The organism is Clostridium sp. BL-8 (assembly GCF_002006495.1).
Taxonomy (GTDB): domain Bacteria; phylum Bacillota; class Clostridia; order Clostridiales; family Clostridiaceae; genus Clostridium.
Genome location: NZ_LZZL01000055.1, coordinates 1 through 19,266 on the forward strand (window position 1 = coordinate 1; position 19,266 = coordinate 19,266).

35 protein-coding genes are annotated in these 19,266 nt (G+C 32.4%); all 35 read left to right on the plus strand.

The genetic code is table 11. From position 1 onward, the window contains the following. Nucleotides 1-218 (plus strand): 30S ribosomal protein S19 (rpsS, locus tag CLOBL_RS17670; protein WP_077860247.1); only part of this gene is annotated, 218 nt, incomplete at its 5' end. A 20-nt stretch (nucleotides 219-238) separates the two neighbouring features. Continuing rightward, nucleotides 239-574: a 50S ribosomal protein L22 gene (rplV, locus tag CLOBL_RS17675; protein ID WP_009167817.1), complete on the plus strand. Its 336-nt coding sequence runs from the start codon at nucleotides 239-241 to the stop codon at nucleotides 572-574. 22 nt (nucleotides 575-596) lie between these two features. Continuing rightward, nucleotides 597-1,262, plus strand: a complete 666-nt coding sequence (gene rpsC, locus CLOBL_RS17680; RefSeq protein WP_009167818.1) for a 30S ribosomal protein S3 — start codon at nucleotides 597-599, stop codon at nucleotides 1,260-1,262. A gap of 17 nt (nucleotides 1,263-1,279) precedes the next feature. After that, nucleotides 1,280-1,714: a 50S ribosomal protein L16 gene (gene rplP, locus CLOBL_RS17685; protein ID WP_077860248.1), complete on the plus strand. Its 435-nt coding sequence runs from the start codon at nucleotides 1,280-1,282 to the stop codon at nucleotides 1,712-1,714. Next, nucleotides 1,714-1,926, plus strand: a complete 213-nt coding sequence (gene rpmC / locus CLOBL_RS17690) for a 50S ribosomal protein L29 (protein WP_009167820.1) — start codon at nucleotides 1,714-1,716, stop codon at nucleotides 1,924-1,926. Before rplP ends, rpmC begins: the two co-directional genes overlap by 1 nt. A gap of 23 nt (nucleotides 1,927-1,949) precedes the next feature. Beyond that, complete coding sequence (gene rpsQ, locus CLOBL_RS17695; protein ID WP_009167821.1) at nucleotides 1,950-2,204, plus strand: 30S ribosomal protein S17; 255 nt, start codon at nucleotides 1,950-1,952, stop codon at nucleotides 2,202-2,204. 28 nt (nucleotides 2,205-2,232) lie between these two features. After that, nucleotides 2,233-2,601 carry a 50S ribosomal protein L14 gene (gene rplN / locus CLOBL_RS17700; RefSeq protein ID WP_009167822.1) on the plus strand — a complete coding sequence of 123 codons (369 nt, stop codon included), beginning with the start codon at nucleotides 2,233-2,235 and terminating at the stop codon, nucleotides 2,599-2,601. A 15-nt stretch (nucleotides 2,602-2,616) separates the two neighbouring features. Next, entirely contained in the window at nucleotides 2,617-2,931 is a 315-nt protein-coding gene (gene rplX / locus CLOBL_RS17705) for a 50S ribosomal protein L24 (RefSeq protein ID WP_009167823.1), read from the plus strand. A gap of 22 nt (nucleotides 2,932-2,953) precedes the next feature. After that, nucleotides 2,954-3,493 carry a 50S ribosomal protein L5 gene (gene rplE / locus CLOBL_RS17710; RefSeq protein ID WP_009167824.1) on the plus strand — a complete coding sequence of 180 codons (540 nt, stop codon included), beginning with the start codon at nucleotides 2,954-2,956 and terminating at the stop codon, nucleotides 3,491-3,493. 16 nt (nucleotides 3,494-3,509) lie between these two features. Beyond that, the gene (locus tag CLOBL_RS17715; protein WP_009167825.1) at nucleotides 3,510-3,695 is read left to right on the plus strand and encodes a type Z 30S ribosomal protein S14; all 186 of its coding nucleotides are present in this window, start codon (nucleotides 3,510-3,512) and stop codon (nucleotides 3,693-3,695) included. Between the two features lie 32 nt (nucleotides 3,696-3,727). Then, the gene (gene rpsH, locus CLOBL_RS17720) at nucleotides 3,728-4,126 is read left to right on the plus strand and encodes a 30S ribosomal protein S8 (protein WP_009167826.1); all 399 of its coding nucleotides are present in this window, start codon (nucleotides 3,728-3,730) and stop codon (nucleotides 4,124-4,126) included. Nucleotides 4,127-4,197: 71 nt separating this feature from the next. Further along, nucleotides 4,198-4,740 carry a 50S ribosomal protein L6 gene (gene rplF, locus CLOBL_RS17725; RefSeq protein WP_009167827.1) on the plus strand — a complete coding sequence of 181 codons (543 nt, stop codon included), beginning with the start codon at nucleotides 4,198-4,200 and terminating at the stop codon, nucleotides 4,738-4,740. 18 nt (nucleotides 4,741-4,758) lie between these two features. After that, nucleotides 4,759-5,118, plus strand: coding sequence for a 50S ribosomal protein L18 (rplR, locus tag CLOBL_RS17730; protein WP_009167828.1), 360 nt, complete (start codon nucleotides 4,759-4,761; stop codon nucleotides 5,116-5,118). 19 nt (nucleotides 5,119-5,137) lie between these two features. Next, nucleotides 5,138-5,635, plus strand: coding sequence for a 30S ribosomal protein S5 (gene rpsE / locus CLOBL_RS17735; protein WP_009167829.1), 498 nt, complete (start codon nucleotides 5,138-5,140; stop codon nucleotides 5,633-5,635). A gap of 11 nt (nucleotides 5,636-5,646) precedes the next feature. Beyond that, nucleotides 5,647-5,826 carry a 50S ribosomal protein L30 gene (gene rpmD / locus CLOBL_RS17740; protein WP_009167830.1) on the plus strand — a complete coding sequence of 60 codons (180 nt, stop codon included), beginning with the start codon at nucleotides 5,647-5,649 and terminating at the stop codon, nucleotides 5,824-5,826. 20 nt (nucleotides 5,827-5,846) lie between these two features. Continuing rightward, entirely contained in the window at nucleotides 5,847-6,287 is a 441-nt protein-coding gene (gene rplO, locus CLOBL_RS17745) for a 50S ribosomal protein L15 (RefSeq protein WP_009167831.1), read from the plus strand. A gap of 1 nt (nucleotide 6,288) precedes the next feature. Beyond that, nucleotides 6,289-7,575 (plus strand): preprotein translocase subunit SecY, encoded by a 1,287-nt coding sequence (gene secY, locus CLOBL_RS17750; protein WP_077860249.1) that lies wholly within the window; start codon nucleotides 6,289-6,291, stop codon nucleotides 7,573-7,575. Nucleotides 7,576-7,600: 25 nt separating this feature from the next. Continuing rightward, nucleotides 7,601-8,251, plus strand: a complete 651-nt coding sequence (locus tag CLOBL_RS17755; RefSeq protein WP_009167833.1) for an adenylate kinase — start codon at nucleotides 7,601-7,603, stop codon at nucleotides 8,249-8,251. After that, the gene (map, locus tag CLOBL_RS17760) at nucleotides 8,251-9,000 is read left to right on the plus strand and encodes a type I methionyl aminopeptidase (RefSeq protein WP_009167834.1); all 750 of its coding nucleotides are present in this window, start codon (nucleotides 8,251-8,253) and stop codon (nucleotides 8,998-9,000) included. The genes CLOBL_RS17755 and map overlap by 1 nt, the downstream gene beginning before the upstream one ends. An 87-nt stretch (nucleotides 9,001-9,087) precedes the next feature. Then, a complete protein-coding gene (locus CLOBL_RS17765; protein WP_077860250.1) occupies nucleotides 9,088-9,369 on the plus strand; it encodes a KOW domain-containing RNA-binding protein in 282 nt (93 codons plus the stop codon). A gap of 7 nt (nucleotides 9,370-9,376) precedes the next feature. Beyond that, the gene (gene infA / locus CLOBL_RS17770; RefSeq protein ID WP_002582630.1) at nucleotides 9,377-9,595 is read left to right on the plus strand and encodes a translation initiation factor IF-1; all 219 of its coding nucleotides are present in this window, start codon (nucleotides 9,377-9,379) and stop codon (nucleotides 9,593-9,595) included. Nucleotides 9,596-9,653: 58 nt separating this feature from the next. Beyond that, the gene (gene rpmJ / locus CLOBL_RS17775; RefSeq protein WP_003156543.1) at nucleotides 9,654-9,767 is read left to right on the plus strand and encodes a 50S ribosomal protein L36; all 114 of its coding nucleotides are present in this window, start codon (nucleotides 9,654-9,656) and stop codon (nucleotides 9,765-9,767) included. Between the two features lie 213 nt (nucleotides 9,768-9,980). Further along, nucleotides 9,981-10,349, plus strand: coding sequence for a 30S ribosomal protein S13 (gene rpsM / locus CLOBL_RS17780; RefSeq protein WP_009167836.1), 369 nt, complete (start codon nucleotides 9,981-9,983; stop codon nucleotides 10,347-10,349). Nucleotides 10,350-10,364: 15 nt separating this feature from the next. After that, the gene (rpsK, locus tag CLOBL_RS17785) at nucleotides 10,365-10,760 is read left to right on the plus strand and encodes a 30S ribosomal protein S11 (protein WP_009167837.1); all 396 of its coding nucleotides are present in this window, start codon (nucleotides 10,365-10,367) and stop codon (nucleotides 10,758-10,760) included. Between the two features lie 30 nt (nucleotides 10,761-10,790). Then, nucleotides 10,791-11,411 carry a 30S ribosomal protein S4 gene (gene rpsD, locus CLOBL_RS17790; RefSeq protein ID WP_009167838.1) on the plus strand — a complete coding sequence of 207 codons (621 nt, stop codon included), beginning with the start codon at nucleotides 10,791-10,793 and terminating at the stop codon, nucleotides 11,409-11,411. Between the two features lie 102 nt (nucleotides 11,412-11,513). Next, entirely contained in the window at nucleotides 11,514-12,461 is a 948-nt protein-coding gene (locus CLOBL_RS17795; RefSeq protein ID WP_077860251.1) for a DNA-directed RNA polymerase subunit alpha, read from the plus strand. Between the two features lie 12 nt (nucleotides 12,462-12,473). Further along, nucleotides 12,474-12,815: a 50S ribosomal protein L17 gene (gene rplQ / locus CLOBL_RS17800; protein ID WP_009167840.1), complete on the plus strand. Its 342-nt coding sequence runs from the start codon at nucleotides 12,474-12,476 to the stop codon at nucleotides 12,813-12,815. 231 nt (nucleotides 12,816-13,046) lie between these two features. Beyond that, complete coding sequence (locus CLOBL_RS17805; protein ID WP_009167841.1) at nucleotides 13,047-13,898, plus strand: energy-coupling factor transporter ATPase; 852 nt, start codon at nucleotides 13,047-13,049, stop codon at nucleotides 13,896-13,898. Continuing rightward, nucleotides 13,883-14,752: an energy-coupling factor transporter ATPase gene (locus CLOBL_RS17810; RefSeq protein WP_077860252.1), complete on the plus strand. Its 870-nt coding sequence runs from the start codon at nucleotides 13,883-13,885 to the stop codon at nucleotides 14,750-14,752. Before CLOBL_RS17805 ends, CLOBL_RS17810 begins: the two co-directional genes overlap by 16 nt. Nucleotides 14,753-14,760: 8 nt before the next feature. Continuing rightward, on the plus strand, nucleotides 14,761-15,567 hold the full coding sequence (locus CLOBL_RS17815) for an energy-coupling factor transporter transmembrane component T (protein ID WP_077860253.1): 807 nt from the start codon (nucleotides 14,761-14,763) through the stop codon (nucleotides 15,565-15,567). Nucleotides 15,568-15,582: 15 nt separating this feature from the next. Next, a complete protein-coding gene (gene truA / locus CLOBL_RS17820; protein WP_077860254.1) occupies nucleotides 15,583-16,317 on the plus strand; it encodes a tRNA pseudouridine(38-40) synthase TruA in 735 nt (244 codons plus the stop codon). 158 nt (nucleotides 16,318-16,475) lie between these two features. Further along, a complete protein-coding gene (gene rplM / locus CLOBL_RS17825; RefSeq protein WP_009167845.1) occupies nucleotides 16,476-16,910 on the plus strand; it encodes a 50S ribosomal protein L13 in 435 nt (144 codons plus the stop codon). A 26-nt stretch (nucleotides 16,911-16,936) separates the two neighbouring features. After that, on the plus strand, nucleotides 16,937-17,329 hold the full coding sequence (rpsI, locus tag CLOBL_RS17830; RefSeq protein ID WP_077860255.1) for a 30S ribosomal protein S9: 393 nt from the start codon (nucleotides 16,937-16,939) through the stop codon (nucleotides 17,327-17,329). A 472-nt stretch (nucleotides 17,330-17,801) separates the two neighbouring features. After that, nucleotides 17,802-18,104, plus strand: coding sequence for a hypothetical protein (locus CLOBL_RS17835; RefSeq protein WP_077860256.1), 303 nt, complete (start codon nucleotides 17,802-17,804; stop codon nucleotides 18,102-18,104). 370 nt (nucleotides 18,105-18,474) lie between these two features. Next, nucleotides 18,475-19,137, plus strand: a complete 663-nt coding sequence (cwlD, locus tag CLOBL_RS17840; protein WP_077860257.1) for an N-acetylmuramoyl-L-alanine amidase CwlD — start codon at nucleotides 18,475-18,477, stop codon at nucleotides 19,135-19,137. The last annotated feature ends 129 nt before the right edge of the window (nucleotides 19,138-19,266 follow it).

Here is a 19,266-nt window from a genome sequence, read left to right on the forward strand (position 1 = left end):
AAGAAATGAATGGTAATGGAGAAAAAAAGGTTGTTAAAACTTGGTCAAGAAGTTCAACAATTTTCCCACAATTCATTGGACACACAATAGCTGTTCATGATGGAAGAAAGCATGTACCAGTATATATATCAGAAGACATGGTTGGCCATAAGTTAGGTGAATTTGTATTAACTAGAACTTATAAAGGTCATGACGCAGATAAAACATCAAAAAGATAGCCTGGAAAGGAGGATCATAAATGGAAGCTAGAGCTATAGCAAAATATATCAGAATGTCTCCAACAAAGGTAGGAGTAATTCTTGATTTAATAAGAGGAAAACAAGTTAATGAAGCTTTTGCTATTTTACAATATACTCCAAGAGAAGCAGCAGTAGTAATAAATAAGGTTTTAAAATCAGCTGTTGCAAATGCAGAAAATAATTTAGAATTAAATGCTGATAACTTATATGTTTCAGAATGCTTCGTTGGTCAAGGATCAACATTAAAGAGATTCCAACCTCATGCTCAAGGTAGAGCATTCAAAATATTAAAGAAAACAAGCAATATAACAGTAGTTGTTAAAGAAAGAGCTTAGTAAATAAAGGAGGGAAAAGCAAGTGGGTCAAAAAGTAAATCCTCACGGCCTTAGAGTAGGCGTTATCAAGGGATGGGATGCAAAATGGTATGCTAATAAGAAGAATTTTGCTGATAATCTTGTTGAAGATAACAGAATTAGAAAATTTGTAAAAAAAGAACTTTTTGCAGCAGGTATTTCTAAAATAGAAATTGAAAGAGCTGCTAAGAGAGTTAAATTAAACATATATACAGCAAAGCCAGGTGTCATCATAGGCAAAGGTGGATCAGGGATTGAGAGCTTAAAAAATAAATTAACTCAATTCATTGAAGGTAAAAATGTTTTAATAAACATAGTAGAAGTAAAGAGTGCAGAAGCAGATGCTCAATTAATGGCTGAAAACATTGCTGCGCAATTAGAAAAGAGAATTTCATTCAGAAGAGCTATGAAGCAAACAATGCAAAGAGCTATGAAGCATGGAATTAAAGGTGTAAAGACTGCATGTTCTGGTAGATTAGGTGGAGCTGAAATAGCAAGAACTGAACACTACCATGAAGGAACAATTCCACTACAAACATTAAGAGCTGATATCGATTATGGATTTGCAGAAGCAGATACAACATATGGAAAAATTGGAGTTAAGGTTTGGGTTTATAATGGAGAAGTTCTTCCAACTAAGAAAGTAGAAAAGGAAGAGGCTAACGCATAGGAAAGGAGGAATAGATCATGTTAATGCCTAAGAGGGTAAAACATCGTAAGGTGCAACGTGGCAGAATGAAAGGTAAAGCAACAAGAGGTAATTTCTTAGCTTATGGCGATTACGGAATTCAAGCACTATCTTGTGGATGGATAACAAGTAATCAAATTGAATCTGCCAGAATTGCTATCAATAGATACATTAAAAGAGGTGGAAAACTTTGGATAAAGATTTTCCCAGATAAGCCAGTTACAGAAAAACCAGCTGAAACAAGAATGGGTTCAGGTAAAGGATCACCAGAATACTGGGTTGCAGTAGTTAAGCCAGGTAGGGTACTATTTGAATTATCAGGAGTAGCTGAAGAAACTGCAAGAGAAGCAATGAGACTTGCTTCACACAAACTTCCTGTAAAGACAAAATTTGTTTCAAAAAGAGATTTTGAGGAAATGGGTGGTGAAGAATAATGAAGGCTAGAGAATTAAAAGAATTGAAATCAAGCAATCCTCAAGACTTAACAGTTAAGTTAGGAGATCTTAAAGCTGAATTATTTAACTTAAGATTTCAATTAGCTACAGGACAATTAGAAAATCCAATGAGAATAAGAGAAGTTAAGAAATCTATAGCCCAAATAAAAACCATCTTAAGAGAAGAAGAATTAAAAGCATTGGAACAATAAAAGTTGGAAGGAGGTAAGCCCTAATGGAAAGATCATTAAGAAAAAGAAGAATTGGTAGGGTTGTTTCTGATAAAATGGAAAAAACTATTGTAGTTGCTGTTGAAACTAAGGTTAGACATCCATTATATGGAAAAACAGTTAATAGAACTACAAAGTTTAAAGTACATGATGAAAATAATGAAGCTAAAATTAACGATAGAGTATCAATAATGGAAACTAGACCTTTATCTAAAGATAAGAGATGGAGACTTGTTGAAATAGTTGAAAAGGCTAAATAGGCTGTAAAACTGAAAGGAGGGTAATTTAATGATACAACAACAAACCTTATTAAAGGTTGCGGATAATTCAGGTGCAAAAGAAATTATGTGTATCAGAGTCTTAGGCGGATCTAAAAGAAAGTTTGGTAATATCGGTGATATTATAGTAGCTAGCGTTAAAAGTGCAACACCAGGTGGAGTTGTTAAAAAAGGTGAAGTCGTAAAGGCAGTTGTAGTTAGATCAGTAAAAGGTGTAAGAAGAGCAGACGGTTCATATATTAAATTTGATGAAAACGCAGCAGTTATAATCAAGGATGATAAGCAACCAAAAGGAACTCGTATCTTTGGACCTGTTGCTAGGGAGCTAAGAGATAAAGAATTTAATAAAATTCTATCATTAGCACCAGAAGTTCTATAAGAGGAGGTGGCCAACTTGAAGATACATGTAAGAAAGAATGATACAGTTATTGTTATATCAGGAAAAGATAAAGGCAAAACTGGCGAAATATTAAAAGCATATCCAAAGACAGGAAAGGTTCTTGTTCAAGGAGTTAATATAGTAAAGAAACATCAAAAAGCTAATAAGGGTCAAGTTGAAAGCGCTATAATTGAAAAAGAAGCAGCTATCAGCAGCTCAAAAGTTATGTTATATTGTAACAAATGTAAGAATGCAACTAGAATCCAAAATGAGATTTTAGCTGACGGCACTAAAGTTAGAAAATGCAAGAAGTGTGGAGAAACATTCTAAACTTTGAAAGGAGGTAACTAATATGACAAGACTTCAAGAAAAATATCAAAAAGAAGTAATTCCAGCTATGATTGAAAAGTTCGGATATAAAAACATAATGGAAGTTCCAAAGTTAGAAAAGATCGTAATCAATATGGGAGTTGGAGAAGCTAAAGAAAATCAAAAGGTCTTAGAATCAGCTGTTAATGATTTGACTTTAATAGCAGGTCAAAAGCCTATATTGACAAGAGCAAAGAAATCTGTAGCTAACTTTAAAATTAGAGAAAACATGCCATTAGGATGTAAGGTTACTCTAAGAAAAGCTCAAATGTTTGAATTTGCAGATAAACTAATGAGTATTGCATTACCAAGAGTTAGAGATTTCAGAGGAGTTTCTAGTAAGGCTTTTGATGGTAGAGGAAATTATTCATTAGGAATCAAAGAACAATTAATATTCCCAGAAATAGAATATGATAAAATAGATAAGGTAAGAGGAATGGATATAATCTTCGTTACTACAGCAAACACTGACGAAGAAGCTAGGGAATTATTAAGATTCCTTGGAATGCCATTCGCTCAATAATAAGGAGGGAAACACATTGGCACGTAAGGCTATTATTGAAAAGTGGAGCAAAACTCCTAAATATAAAACAAGAGCTTATACAAGATGCAGAATATGTGGAAGACCACATGCTGTGTTAAAAAAATATGGAGTATGCCGTATTTGTTTTAGAGAACTTGCTTATAAGGGCGAAATTCCAGGTTGTAGAAAAGCAAGTTGGTAATAGATACAATGTAACGAAAGGAGGCACATTAAATGGTTATGACAGATCCTATAGCAGATTTATTAACTCGTGTAAGAAATGCTAATGCTGTAAGACATGAAGTGGTAGAAGTACCTTCTTCAAATGTAAAGAAGGAAATTGCAAATATATTATTACAAGAGGGTTATATAAAAGAAATAAATGAATATAATGACGGAGTTGTTCCAATGTTAAGATTATCTCTTAAATATGGAGCAAACAAAGAAAGAGTTATAACTGGTATTAAGAGAATTTCTAAGCCAGGATTAAGAGTTTATTGTAAGAAAGATGAAGTACCAAAGGTTCTTAATGGATTAGGTGTTGCTGTTGTTTCAACTTCAAATGGAATAATGGTAGATAGAGAAGCAAGAAAGAACGGATTAGGCGGAGAAGTAATCTGTTACGTTTGGTAATATTTAAGATAAATTTAACAAAGTAGAATTGTAGAAAAGTGCAATTTTAAAATAATACAGGAGGTGCAATTATGTCAAGAGTAGGTAGATTACCAATAGCTATTCCTGCTGATGTAACTGTAACTGTAACACCAGATAATGCTGTTACAGTTAAGGGACCAAAAGGTGAGCTAGTTAAGACTATGCATAAAGATATTAGTATAGCTGTTGAAAACAATGAAGTAATTGTTACTAGACATAGTGAACAAAAAGATCACAGAGCTCTTCACGGTTTGACAAGAGCATTAATTAATAATATGGTAATTGGAGTAAAGCAAGGTTACCAAAAAACTTTAGATTTAGTTGGTGTTGGTTATAGAGCTCAATTACAAGGAAAGAAACTTGTAATGAACCTTGGATATTCACATCCAGTTGAAATTGAACCTATTGACGGAATCACATTTGAAACTCCAGCTGCAACTAGAGTAGTAGTTAGCGGAATCGACAAAGAAAAAGTTGGATTTGCAGCAGCAGATATAAGAAAATGGAGAGTACCAGAACCATATAAGGGCAAAGGTATTAAGTATGAGAACGAAGTGATTAGACGTAAAGAAGGTAAGACTGGTAAGAAATAATAGAAAGGAGTGAGTTTTATGTTCAAAAAGGTAGACAAAAAAGCAGGTAGAGAAAAGCGTCACCTTAGAGTTCGTAGAAAAGTTTCTGGTACTGCAGAAAGACCAAGACTTTCAGTTTTTAAGAGTGAAAAGAATATTTATGCACAAGTTATTGATGATATAAATGGAGTTACACTAGTAGCTGCTTCAAGTTTAGACAAAGATTTTGCTGCTAAAGGTGGAACTAAAGAAGGTGCTAAACTTGTTGGAGAAGTTGTTGCCAAGAGAGCTATAGAAAAAGGAATTGATGCAGTGGTATTTGATAGAGGCGGATACATATATCACGGAAGAATTCAAGAATTAGCACAAGCAGCTAGAGAAGCAGGCTTGAAATTCTAATAAACAAGGAGGGAAATAAATGAGAATCGATCCTAGTACACTAGACCTTAAAGAAAAGGTTGTTTTTATAAACAGAGTTACTAAGGTTGTTAAGGGTGGTAGAAACTTCAGATTCAGCGCTCTAGTTGTTGTCGGTGATGAGAACGGACACGTTGGAGTTGGAATGGGTAAGTCAATCGAAATCCCAGAAGCAATTAAAAAAGGAATAGAAGATGCTAAGAAAAACTTAGTAAGTGTTGCAATGGTAGGAACAACAATTCCTCACCAAGTGAATGGTAAATTTGGAACTGCAAATGTTCTAATTATGCCAGCTAAAGAAGGTACAGGAGTTATCGCTGGAGGCCCAGCTAGAGCAGTACTTGAATTAGCTGGATTAAAGGATGTTAGAGCTAAATCATTAGGCTCAAACAATCCAAATAACATGGTAAGTGCTACAATAAACGGATTAGCTAGTTTAAGAACAGCTGAAGATATAGCTAAATTAAGAGGCAAATCTGTAGAAGAAATATTAGGTTAGGAGGCATTGCAATGGCTAAATTAAGAGTTACATTAGTAAAGAGCTTAATCGGTAGAAAGAAGGACCATATCGCTACTGCAAATGCTCTTGGACTTAAAAAAATAGGTAAAATAGTAGAACCTGAGGCAACACCTCAAGTACAAGGTATGATAAAAAAGATTGAATATCTACTAAAAGTAGAAGAAGTATAGAATAAGGAGGTGCACTGAATATGAAACTTCACGAATTAAAACCAGCAGAAGGTAGCAAAAAAGCACCTAAAAGAATTGGTAGAGGTACTGGTTCTGGCTTAGGAAGAAATGCTGGTAAAGGTGAAAAAGGCCAAAATGCAAGATCAGGCGGTGGTGTAAGACCTGGTTTCGAAGGTGGTCAAATGCCTTTATATAGAAGACTTCCTAAGAGAGGTTTTACTAACATTTTTGCAAAGAAGATTGTTAGTATAAATCTTGACAGATTAAATATTTTTGAAGATGGTACAGAAATTACTCCAGAAGTATTACTTGAAAGAAGAGTAGTAAGTAAAGTATTAGATGGAGTTAAGATTCTTGGAAACGGGACATTAGAAAAAAGCTTAACAGTTAAAGGATGTAAGTTCTCTAAGTCTGCTATAGAAAAGATTGAGGCAGCTGGGGGAAAAGTTGAGGTGATGTAAAGTGCTTCAAACTCTACGTAATGCATTCAAGGTTCCTGAACTTAGAAAAAAGATTCTATGGACAATATTATTAGTTGCAGCTTTCAGGTTAGGAAGTCATATTCCTCTTCCTGGAATTAACTCTGATTATTTGAAAAACCTATCAAATTCTGGTGGTTTATTAGGATTTTATGATATGCTTTCTGGAGGTGCTTTTAGTAGATCTAGTATATTAGCATTAGGAGTTATGCCATATATTAATGCATCAATTATAATGCAGCTATTAACTGTTGCTATACCTCAAATGGAGCAACTTCAAAAAGAGGGAGATACAGGAAGGAAAAAGATACAGAACGCTACGCGTTATGTATCTCTTGGAATCTCATTTATATTAGCTTATGGAATTCTAGCTACAATTTCAAGTAGTGGTGCTACAAATGGGATAAACTTAATGCAAAAGCTTATTATTGTGTTTGCGTTAGTAGTTGGAACAACATTCTGTATGTGGCTTGGAGACCAAATTACAGTTAAAGGTATTGGTAATGGAACATCTATTTTGATATTCATTAATATAATTTCAAGAGTTCCAATGACAATTGGGTCAATGATGACAATGCAGGAAGCTGGGAGTGCAAGTATTGTAGAAATTATATTATTTGGAGCGTTTATTGTGCTTTTACTTGGAACCATCCTATATTTCTCTTTATCAGAGAGAAGAGTTACTGTACAATATGCAGGTAAATTTTCCTCTGGAAATAGTAATATGGTAAAATCACAATCGACTCATATTCCATTAAGTATAATAGGATCTGCCGTTCTTGCAATTATATTTTCCATGTCAGTAATGGATTTTCCAAGGACAATTGCAACACTGTTCGGTGGCGATAAAGAGTGGGCAAAATGGATATTGACTAATAATACAAGTATATTTAATTCTAAGAGTTGGATGTATTTGGTATTATATGCAATACTAACAATATTTTTTAATTGGTTCTATACTCAAATTACTTTTAAACCTGACGAAATGTCTGAAAATCTTCATAAATCAGCAGGTTTTGTACCAGGAGTAAGACCAGGAGAAGAGACCACAATATTTTTTGAAAGAGTTTTGAATAGAGTATCTTTTATTGGAGGAATTTTAGCTGCAATTTTAGCTGTTACTCCAAAGATCATAGAGAATTATACACAATTTCAAAATATAGCTTTTTCAGGAACAGGACTATTGATTGTTATAAATGTTGCATTAGATTTTACGAGAAGAGTAGAATCACAAATGATAGTTAGACATTATAAAGGATTTCTTAAATAGATTAGAATAAATGGAGATGAAGCCAGTGAAGATAGTATTACTAGGACCTCCAGGAGCTGGAAAGGGAACACAGGCTAAGTCAATCAGTAATAAATATTCAATACCACATATTTCTACGGGAGATATTTTTAGAAAAAACATTTCTGAAAACACTCCTCTAGGAATAGAAGCAAAGAGTTACATGGATAACGGACAGTTAGTTCCTGATGAAGTAACAATTAACATGGTTAAGGATAGATTGCAACAGGAAGATTGTAAGGTTGGATATTTACTGGATGGTTTTCCTAGAACTGTGGCTCAAGCTGATGCTCTTAACAGCTTTCTTATAGAGAGAGACGAACAATTAGATACTGCATTACTAATAAAGGTACCTAATGAATTCATTTTAGAAAGAATGACTGGTAGAAGAGTTTGCCCATCGTGTGGAGCAAGTTATCACGTTAAATTCAATCCTCCAACAAATGAAGGAAAATGTGACTTGTGTGGAAGTGAGATTATACAAAGAAAAGATGATACGGTTGATACTGTAAAAGAAAGACTTGATGTATATGAAAGAGAAACACAACCATTAGTTGAATTTTACTCTGAAAAACAATTGCTTTCAGAAGTAGATGGCACAAAAGCTATAAATGATGTTTTCAGAGGCATATGTGAAATACTGGGGAACAATAAGTAATGATTATAATAAAAAATCATGATGAAATAGCCATAATGAAAAAAGCAGGTAGAATAGTAGGAGAAACATTGCTATTGCTTGAAGAAGAAGTAAAACCCGGAGTGACAACTGCAGATTTAGATAGAATAGCAGAAGAATTTATAACTAAGCATGGAGCAAAACCTTCATTTAAAGGCTTATATGGTTTTCCTTCGTCACTGTGTATTTCAGTAAATGAGCAGGTAGTACATGGATTTCCAGGAGAGTATGTTCTTAAAGAAGGGGACATAGTTAGTGTCGACTGTGGGGCATTCTTTGATGGATTTCATGGGGATGCAGCAAGGACATTTCCTGTTGGAAATATCTCTGCAGATGCTCAAAAATTAATTGATATAACAAGGGAAAGTTTCTTTGAAGGTATAAAATTCGCTAGAGAAGGAAATAAATTAACTGATATATCACATGAAATACAAAGCTACGTAGAAGCAGCAGGTTTCTCAGTTGTAAGAGATTTTGTAGGGCATGGGATTGGACGAAAGGTTCATGAAGATCCTAATGTACCTAATTTCGGTAAGTCTGGTAAGGGGCCAAAGTTGCTTAAAGGTATGGTATTAGCAATAGAGCCTATGATTAATGCGGGTACCTATAAGGTAAAAACGTTGAAAAACGGATGGACAGTTGTAACCGCAGATTCTTCTTTATCAGCGCATTATGAAAATACAGTTGCAATTTTATCAGATGGACCTGAAATATTAACACTGATTAAGTAGAAAAAAGAGTGTTGCTTAGTTATAAATTTGCATAATACCATTGTGGTAGTGTTAATTTATACTAAGGTAATCATAGAGGTGAAAAATTTGCAAAACAATGACTTGATTGGAAAAGTAGTACTTTCAAAAGCAGGAAGAGATAGAGATTACTTATATGTTGTTGTTAGGCAGATAGATAATAATTATGTATTACTAGCAAATGGGGATACAAAGTTAATTGATATGCCTAAGAAGAAAAAGATTAAACACTTAAGTATTTTAGAAGATGTAGATAATGAATTGTTTTCATTAATACAATCATGCGATAAGAGTACTGATTTAAAGATTAAGAGATTCCTAAAACTTAGAGGCATTGTTAAGGAGGGTTGATTACCTTATGTCAAAAGATGATGTTATAGAAATGCAAGGTACAGTCCTAGAATCTTTACCAAATGCGATGTTTCAAGTTGAACTTGAAAGTGGCCATAAGATTCTAGCACATATATCAGGTAAGTTAAGAATGAACTTCATAAGAATTTTACCTGGAGATAAAGTTACAGTAGAACTTTCTCCTTATGATTTAACAAGAGGTAGAATTACATGGAGAGCAAAATAAGGTAGATATGTAGATTTAGTTAATATCTACCACAAAAGTAATATGAGGAGGGTTAGCTATGAAAGTAAGACCATCAGTTAAGCCTATTTGTGAAAAGTGCAAAGTAATCAGAAGAAAAGGAAAAGTAATGGTAATCTGTGAAAATCCTAAGCACAAGCAAAAACAAGGCTAATGATCAACTTACAATATTATCTGCATTAAAATAAATGTAAATAATATTGACATTTCAGCAAAAGTCAAATATGATTATATAGTCGTTTAATTAATCAAAAATAAATTTTAGGGCGGCTGGCAATGGAAAGTTTCTATTGACCTAGAATTTTATTATAAATATAAAAATATAAAATCTGTTATACATTTCAATTATCAGGAGGTGTAAATTTTAATGGCAAGAATATCAGGTATTGACCTACCAAGAGAAAAAAGAGTTGAAATAGGTTTAACTTATATATATGGTATAGGATTATCAACTTCACAAAAAATCTTAGCTACAACAGGAATTAATCCAGATACAAGAGTTAAGGATTTATCAGAAGATGAAGTTAACGAAATCAGAACTTATATCAACAAAAATTTAATGGTTGAAGGTGACTTAAGAAGAGATGTCGCTTTAAATATCAAGAGATTAGTAGAAATAGGATCATATAGAGGAATTAGACATAGAAGAGGTCTTCCAGTAAGAGGACAAAAAACTAAGACTAATGCAAGAACTAGAAAAGGTCCTAAGAAAACTATAGCTAATAAGAAGAAATAGTAAGGAGGGAAGATAATGGCAGCTCAAAAAGTAAAGAAGACTAGAAGAAGAAAAGAAAGAAAAAATGTTGAGCATGGTGCTGCACACATTAAGTCAACTTTTAATAATTCAATAGTTACTTTAACAGATGCAGTAGGAAATGCTTTATCATGGTCAAGTGCAGGAGCACTAGGCTTTAGAGGATCAAGAAAGAGCACACCATTTGCAGCTCAAATGGCAGCAGAAACTGCAGCTAAAGTAGCAATGGAACACGGCTTAAAAAGTATAGAGGTTTATGTTAAAGGACCTGGTTCAGGAAGAGAAGCAGCTATAAGATCCTTACAAGCAGCAGGATTAGAAGTAACTTTAATAAAAGATGTTACTCCAATACCACATAATGGTTGTAGACCACCAAAGAGAAGAAGAGTCTAATATAACCGTAGTAATAGGAGGTGTAATTTAATGGCAAGATATACTGGCGCTACATGTAGATTATGTAGAAGAGAAGGTATGAAACTTTTCCTTAAGGGTGATAGATGTTTTACAGATAAATGTGCTTTTGTTAGAAGAAGCTATGCACCAGGGCAACATGGGTCAAACAAAAAGAAAGTATCGAACTATGGTGTTCAATTAAGAGAAAAGCAAAAAGCAAGAAGAATTTATGGCATATTAGAAGGCCAATTTAGAACATATTATGAAAAAGCTGAGCATATAAAAGGTATTACAGGTGAAAACTTACTTAGATTACTAGAAATGAGACTTGATAACGTAGTTTATAGATTAGGTTATGGTGCATCAAGAAATGAGGCTAGACAATTAGTAACTCATGGACATTTCTTAGTAAATGGTAAGAAAGTTGATATTTGTTCATACAATGTTTCAGTTAATGATGTAATTACTGTATGCGAAAAGAGCAGATCAAGTGAAAAGTTCAAGACTTTTGTTGAAAATCCAAAGACTTTACCAAAATGGTTAGAAGCTAATGTTGATAACTATGAAGGAAAGGTAGTTGCAGAGCCATCAAGAGAAGATATAGATGTGCCTGTTAACGAAACACTTATTGTTGAGTTATACAGTAAATAATATATTTATATTTGTTAGAGAAATTTATCACAATATATGCAAATATAGAATCAGTTGCCCTCATAATAAGGTTGCCATTTATAATATAAGGAGGGTTTGTCAATGTTAGAAATCGAAAAGCCAATAATAGAATGTATAGAAGCTAATGAAGATGGTACTTATGGTAAGTATGTTGTTGAGCCACTAGAAAGAGGATATGGTATTACATTAGGAAATGCCCTAAGAAGAATATTATTATCATCTCTTCCTGGAGTTGCAGCAACCTCTGTCAAAATTGATGGAGTACTTCATGAGTTTTCTACCGTTCAAGGAGTTAAAGAAGACGTTACTGAATTAATTCTTAACATTAAATCATTAGCTCTAAGAATGAATGGTGAAGGTCCAAAAGTTATTTATATTGATGCTAAAGGACCAGGTGAAGTTACTGGAGCTGATATAAAGACTGATGGAGATGTTGAAGTTGTTAATAAGAATTTACATATTGCAACTTTAGATAACGATGGAAGACTTTATATGGAATTGACAGTTAATAAGGGAAGAGGATATGTCACTCAAAATAAAAATAAGAGTGAAGAATTACCAATTTCAGCTATAGCAGTTGATTCTATTTATACACCAGTAAAAAGAGTTAATTTTACTGTTGATAATACAAGAGTTGGTCAAATTACTGATTATGATAAATTAACTTTAGAAATTTGGACTAATGGAACTATAAAAATAGATGAAGCCATTAGTTTATCAGCAAAAATACTTATTGAACACTTTAAATTATTCATGTCATTAACAGATAATACCAATGATGTTGAAATAATGATAGAAAAAGAAGACGATAAGAAAGAAAAAGTCCTAGAAATGACTGTAGAAGAACTTGACTTATCAGTTAGATCATATAACTGTTTAAAGAGAGCCGGAATTAATACAGTCCAAGAACTTGCTACAAAATCTATGGATGATATGATGAAAGTAAGGAATCTAGGAAAGAAATCTTTAGAAGAAGTTGAAAGAAAGCTTAAAGAATTAGGTTTAGCCCTAAAACTAACCGAGGAGTAAGGAGGTAAATCCATGGCAAGTCATCGTAAATTAGGTCTTCCTACAGACCAAAGAAGAGCTATGCTAAGAAATCTTGTTACTAGTCTATTAAAACATGGTAAAATCGAGACAACTGAAACAAGAGCTAAAGAAACTAGATCAATAGCAGAAAAAATGATTACTCTTGGAAAAAGAGGAGATCTTCATGCTAGAAGACAAGTTTTATCTTATGTTCAAGAAGAATTAGTTGTTAAGAATTTATTTGATAATGTAGCTCCAAAGTATACTGAAAGAAATGGCGGATATACAAGAATGATTAAAAAAGGTCCTAGAAGAGGGGACGGAGCTGAGATAGTAATACTTGAATTAGTATAATACAATTTCTAATAGGGATTAGGTTTAGACTTAATCCCTATTTTGACATATAAAAATAAAAATGAGATTAATATATTATAGAGAGGTTTTTTATTAGTTTATTAAAAAAATCGCTTTTTATTGAACGTATGAAATTTTGATATATAATTAAACTATTAATGTAGTAATTTATACATTGGTATAAGACATTTGTATAATATATTAACAATAAAACATCATGGAGGGGTTACTATGAGTGATGCAATGGTAAAATGCACAAATGTATCTTTTAAATATATAAAAGACTCAGATGGAGTTAAAGAAGAAAAGTATGCAGTAAAGGATGTCAATTTAAGTGTAAAAAAAGGTGAATTTTTAGTTATATTAGGGCATAATGGATCAGGAAAATCAACAATAGCTAAGCATATGAATGCATTGGTAGTACCTACAGAAGGTACAGTAGTTGTCGATGGGCTTGATACAACTGATCCAGATAATGTATGGAATATTCGGTCTAAAGCTGGAATGGTATTTCAGAATCCAGATAATCAATTAGTTGCTACAATAGTGGAAGAGGATGTAGCCTTTGGACCAGAAAATCTAGGAGTTGAGCCATCAGAAATAAGAAAAAGAGTTGATGAAAGTTTAGAAAAAGTTGGGATGAGCAAGTATAAAAAGCACGCACCACATCTTTTATCTGGAGGACAGAAGCAAAGAATTGCAATAGCAGGAATTCTTGCCATACAACCTGAATGTATAATTTTTGATGAGCCAACAGCTATGTTAGATCCACTAGGAAGAAAAGAGGTTCTAAAAACTATTAGAGATCTTAATGAGAAACATGGTATTACTATAGTTCTAATAACTCATTATATGGATGAAGCTGCACAAGCAGATAGAATCATAGTAATGGATGGTGGAAGTGTTATGATGGAAGGTACGCCAAGAGAAATATTCCCACAGGTAGAGCGCATGAAAAAGATAGGATTAGATGTTCCGCAAGTGACAGAATTAGCTTATGAATTAAAAAAGGCAGGAATAAATATAAATGAAAAAATATTAAATGTAGATGAGATGGTGAATGAATTATGTCAATTAAAGTAGAAAATTTAACACATATATATGCGCCTAAAAGCCCTTTTGAAAAGATTGCCTTGAATGATGTATCTTTGGAGATAAAAGATGGGGAATTTGTGGCACTAATTGGGCACACTGGTTCAGGTAAATCAACATTAATTCAGCATTTTAATGGATTATTAGAAGCTACTAGCGGAAAAATAATTGTAGATGGAGTAGATATTACGAGTAAGAGCGCTAAATTAATTGATATTAGGAAAAAAGTTGGATTAGTATTTCAATATCCAGAATATCAGATTTTTGAAGAGACTATAGCTAAAGACATAGAATTTGGACCTAAAAATTTGGGACTCTCTGATGAAGAAATTAAAGATAGAGTGATTGAATCTATGGAAATGGTTGGTCTTGATTATGAAACATATAAGGATAAATCTCCATTTGATTTGAGCGGAGGTCAAAAAAGAAGAGTTGCCATAGCTGGTGTAATAGCTATGAAACCTACAACTTTAATTTTAGATGAGCCTACAGCAGGGCTAGATCCTAAAGGTAGAGACGATATTTTAAATCAAATAAGTAAGTTACATAAAGACTATAATATGACAATAATTATAGTGAGCCATAGTATGGAGGATGTCGCAAAAATTGCGGAAAGAGTTATTGTAATGAATCATGGCGGAGTAGCATTACAAGGAACACCGGCAGAAGTATTTAAAGAAATTGATATGCTTGAAGAAATAGGTCTTGGTGTACCGCAGGTAACATATTTGGTTAGGGAGTTAAGGAAGAAGGGCTTTAATATTTCAGATAATGTATTTACAATAGAAGAAGCTAAGAAAGAACTCTTGTCCATTCTAAATAAAAATAAGGTAAGAGAGGAGTAGACAAGACTATGTTGAAGAATATCACAATAGGGCAATACTTGCCGGGTGAATCATTTATTCACAAGTTAGATCCTAGAACCAAGATTTTAATATCTATATTTTTTATTGTGTGCCTATTTATTATAGACAAATTTATTGGATATACGGCTATAGTTGTATTTTTGCTTGCGATAATTCTAGTAGCAAAAATTCCATTTAGGTTTATTTTTAATGGATTAAAACCTGTTTTTTTATTGATTGCTCTAACTGCCATTTTAAATATATTTATGGTTAGAGGTGCAGAAGGAACTGAAATATTTAGTATGGGTTTCTTAAAAGTATATCCAGAAGGATTGAATACAGCAATATTTATGGCTATAAGATTAGTCTTATTAATAGTAGGAACATCATTACTAACATTAACTACATCTCCTATTGAATTAACAGATGGAATTGAAAAGCTGCTTAAGCCAATTGGAAAAGAAATAGCCCATGAATTAGCTATGATGATGACGATAGCATTAAGATTTATTCCTACATTAATTGATGAAACGGATAAGATAATGAAGGCACAGAAGGCTAGAGGCGCTGATTTTGAATCAGGTGGAATCATAAAGAAAGCTAAGAGTTTAGTACCATTATTAGTACCGTTATTTATAAGTTCGTTTAGAAGAGCTGATGAGTTAGCTATGGCTATGGAAGCAAGAGGATATAGAGGCGGAACAGGAAGAACTAGAATGAAAGTATTAAAGTTTTCGTCTAGGGATACAATAGCATTTGCTATATCTGGATTGCTATTTTTATGGTGCTTGACAGTTAGATTTATATTGACATAGGATTAAGGGATATAAATGAGAAATATAAAATTAATAATTGAATTTGATGGGAGTAACTTTTGTGGATGGCAAAGGCAGCCTAAGGGAAGAACTGTTCAGAAGGTAATAGAAACAGCTATATATAAAGCAACAGGTGAAGAAATTCAGATTAATGGAAGTTCTAGAACTGATGCAGGAGTCCATGCAAGGGAAATGGTTGCAAATTTCTTCACTGATAGCACAATACCTGGAGATAAGTTTAGAGAGGCTATAAATACAAGGTTACCAGAGGATGTATCTATAATAAAATCAGAAGAAGTGGATCAAGAGTTTCATGCTAGATACTCATCAAAAGGTAAAACATATTCATATACAATTGTGAATAGAAGTGAAAGATTATCTTTGGGTCATCAATATTTATATCATTATAAGTATAGATTAGATGTAGATAGAATGAGAAAAGCCTGTAATTATTTTATAGGTAAGCATGATTTTAAGGCATTTATGTCTCCTGGAAGTTCTATAAAAACTACTATAAGAACAATTACAGAACTGTATATAGAACAAGATGGAGAAAAAATAAAGATATTCATAACAGCTGATGGTTTTTTATATAATATGGTAAGAATAATAGTAGGAACCTTAATAAAGGTCGGAAATGAAAAACTACAAGTAGAAGATATAGAACATATAATAATAGAAGGAAATAGAAAACGTTCAGGAATGTGCGTGCCACCAAACGGCTTAATACTAGAAAAAGTTTTTTATTAAATGGCAAAAAGATGTTGACACACCCGCATCCGTGTATTATAATTAGGTTTGTTTGTTAAATCATTTATGTATATAAGATCCACTAGCCCCGGGTCTTGACATAAAAAATTTTACTTATAAGAAGTAAAGAATTAATGTAAGTTCAGGGAGGGAAACAGATGAAATCATACATTGCTAAAGCAAGTGAAATCGAAAGAAAATGGTATGTTGTTGATGCTGCTGGTAAGCCACTAGGTAGAGTTGCTAGCCAAGTTGCTTCAATTTTAAGAGGTAAAAATAAACCAATATTTACACCTAATGTTGACTGCGGAGACTTCGTTATCGTAATTAACGCAGAAAAAGTAGTTTTAACTGGTAAGAAATTAGATCAAAAATTAATGAGAAAGCATAGTCTTTATCCAGGCGGATTAAAAGAAACTCCATATAGAGTAGTATTAGATAAGAAACCTGAATTCGCTTTTGAAGAAGCTGTTAGAAGAATGCTTCCAAATGGTGTATTAGGAAGACAAATGTTAAAGAAATTAAACGTATATAGAGGTGCTGAACATAATCATGCAGCTCAAAAACCAGAAGTACTAGAATTAAGATACTAATACGATCTCGGGAGGAGGAATAAGAAATGGCAAAAGTTCAATACATGGGAACTGGAAGAAGAAAGAAATCAGTTGCAAGAGTAAGACTTGTACCAGGAAATGGTAAGGTTGTTGTAAATAAAAGAGAAATAGAAGAATTTTTTGGTTTAGAAACATTAAGAGTTATCGTAAACCAACCATTAGTTCTAACAGGAACTAAGGATAAGTTTGACGTTTTAGTAAATGTTCACGGTGGTGGATTTACAGGTCAAGCAGGAGCTATCAGACACGGTATTGCTAGAGCATTAGTTAAATCTGATGAAGCTTTAAAGTCAGAAATAAAAAAGGCTGGATTCTTAACAAGAGACCCAAGAATGAAGGAAAGAAAGAAATACGGTCTTAAAAAAGCAAGAAGAGCTCCACAATTCTCAAAGAGATAATATCTGGAGTTTCAGAAATCCCACAAATCAAGTATTTGTGGGATTTTTTTTATGTAAAAATATATTAAAACTTATTATTTATTCCTTTTTATATTAAGAGTACGTACTATTTTTTATTTAAAGGTATTATTGTATTTTTTCGATTCTGCGTTTATTCAGCCTGTCATAATACTGTTTTGTAAGTCTATAGCTTTATTTTTTTATTCTTTTACTATTCAATTTACATGCATATGTAATATTAACCATGGTTTGAGTCTAAGTTTTACACTGAATCATTTTGTTTTAGATCTAATAGAAACAATATAGGGAATGGATGAATCTGTAAAATGAAATAAAGTATGCTATATTGTTGAAGTATACATATAGGTTGCATTCTGTGAAAAAAGTATATATAATTTAATAATGTGGAATAAATTGGAAAATAGGATAATTAAATTGAATAGATTAGTATGACTTTAGGAGGGCAAAGATTGTGGAAGAAATATATATATCTAGATTAGGAATAGATGTTTCAATAATAGAACCAAATTCAGAAGTGAAACGTAAAATTGATGCTTTAGTAAAAAAGGACATGGTGGCAGCATTTAAAGAATTAGTATTTAATTGTGTAGTAAAACCAGATTTAAAAGATCCAAAACTTAAAAAGACATTTCCGTGTACCAATGAAAGTGATATTGTATGTAAGTTATTTACATTAGGAGAATTAAAATATATAGCAGATGAAATTATAGGTATTAAAAATGATGCTGTTACAAAAAGAATTAAAAGTTACTGATAGTCTATTTCAAATCATATATATCAATAGTATTAAATAAAGCATTGCCAGAAATAATACTATAAATATAAAAAAGAATTAGTTCAAGAATTAGAAGATGAGATTAAAGAGGAATAACTTTAAAGCTGCTAGTAAGTAAAAATTAGCGGCTTTTTATTATGGAAATAATTACAGAAAAGACAGAAAGTAATATTAGAACAGAACATTAGATGTGCAGAGCTACCAACCATTTTTGCGGATGTTTCTTAGCTCATATAAAAAATAGTAAAGAATGAAGTAGGTTGAATTATTAAAAATTAATCTGAATAAATAGAATTATATAGCAAACAATATAGAGTAAATGATGTTAATATTCTGGAGGAGAAAACTAATGAGAATTAAAAAAGTAGTTATATTATTTTGCATATGTTGTTTGATATTTGGAGTTCCAATGAAAGCTAATTCAGAAGAAACTAAAGAGCAAAAGATAATATTAATAGATCCAGGCCATGGAGGAATTGACGGAGGCGCAAGATCTAAAAATGGAACTATAGAAAAAAATATAAATTTGATGATATCTGAAAAATTAAAAAAAGAGTTAGAAGATTCAGGATACGTAGTTTACTTAACAAGGGAAGGAGATACTGAGTTAGATGCTAAAAAGGTTAAGGATTTAAATGCACGATGTCAGATGAAGAAAGATACTAAGTGTGATGTATTTATTTCTATACATCAGAATATGTTTCCACAAAGTAGCTGCTTTGGAGCACAAGTTTGGTATGCAGCTAATGATAATAGTAAGCTTGTAGCAGAAAATATTCAAAATTCATTGAAAGATACAATAGATGATAAAAACAAAAGAGTTGCTAAGGCGGCTGAAAAACAATATAGAATATTGAGAGATGGATATGAAGGAGCTTGCGTCATTGTTGAATGTGGTTTTTTATCTAATTATGAGGAGGAGCAGAGATTAAAAACAGATGAGCATCAAATTAAAATTGCAAAAGGTATAGCAAGTGGTGTTAATAAGTACTTTGAAAGTAAAAGTTCTTAGTTCTTAATCTCTTGATTTCATATGAATAGGGCTTACCTGCAGGCTATTTCGAGGTGATTGAGATGAATAATAAAGTTTGTCTATTATTAAAAATAGATTATATAAAATTAAACATATTAGGATAATAGT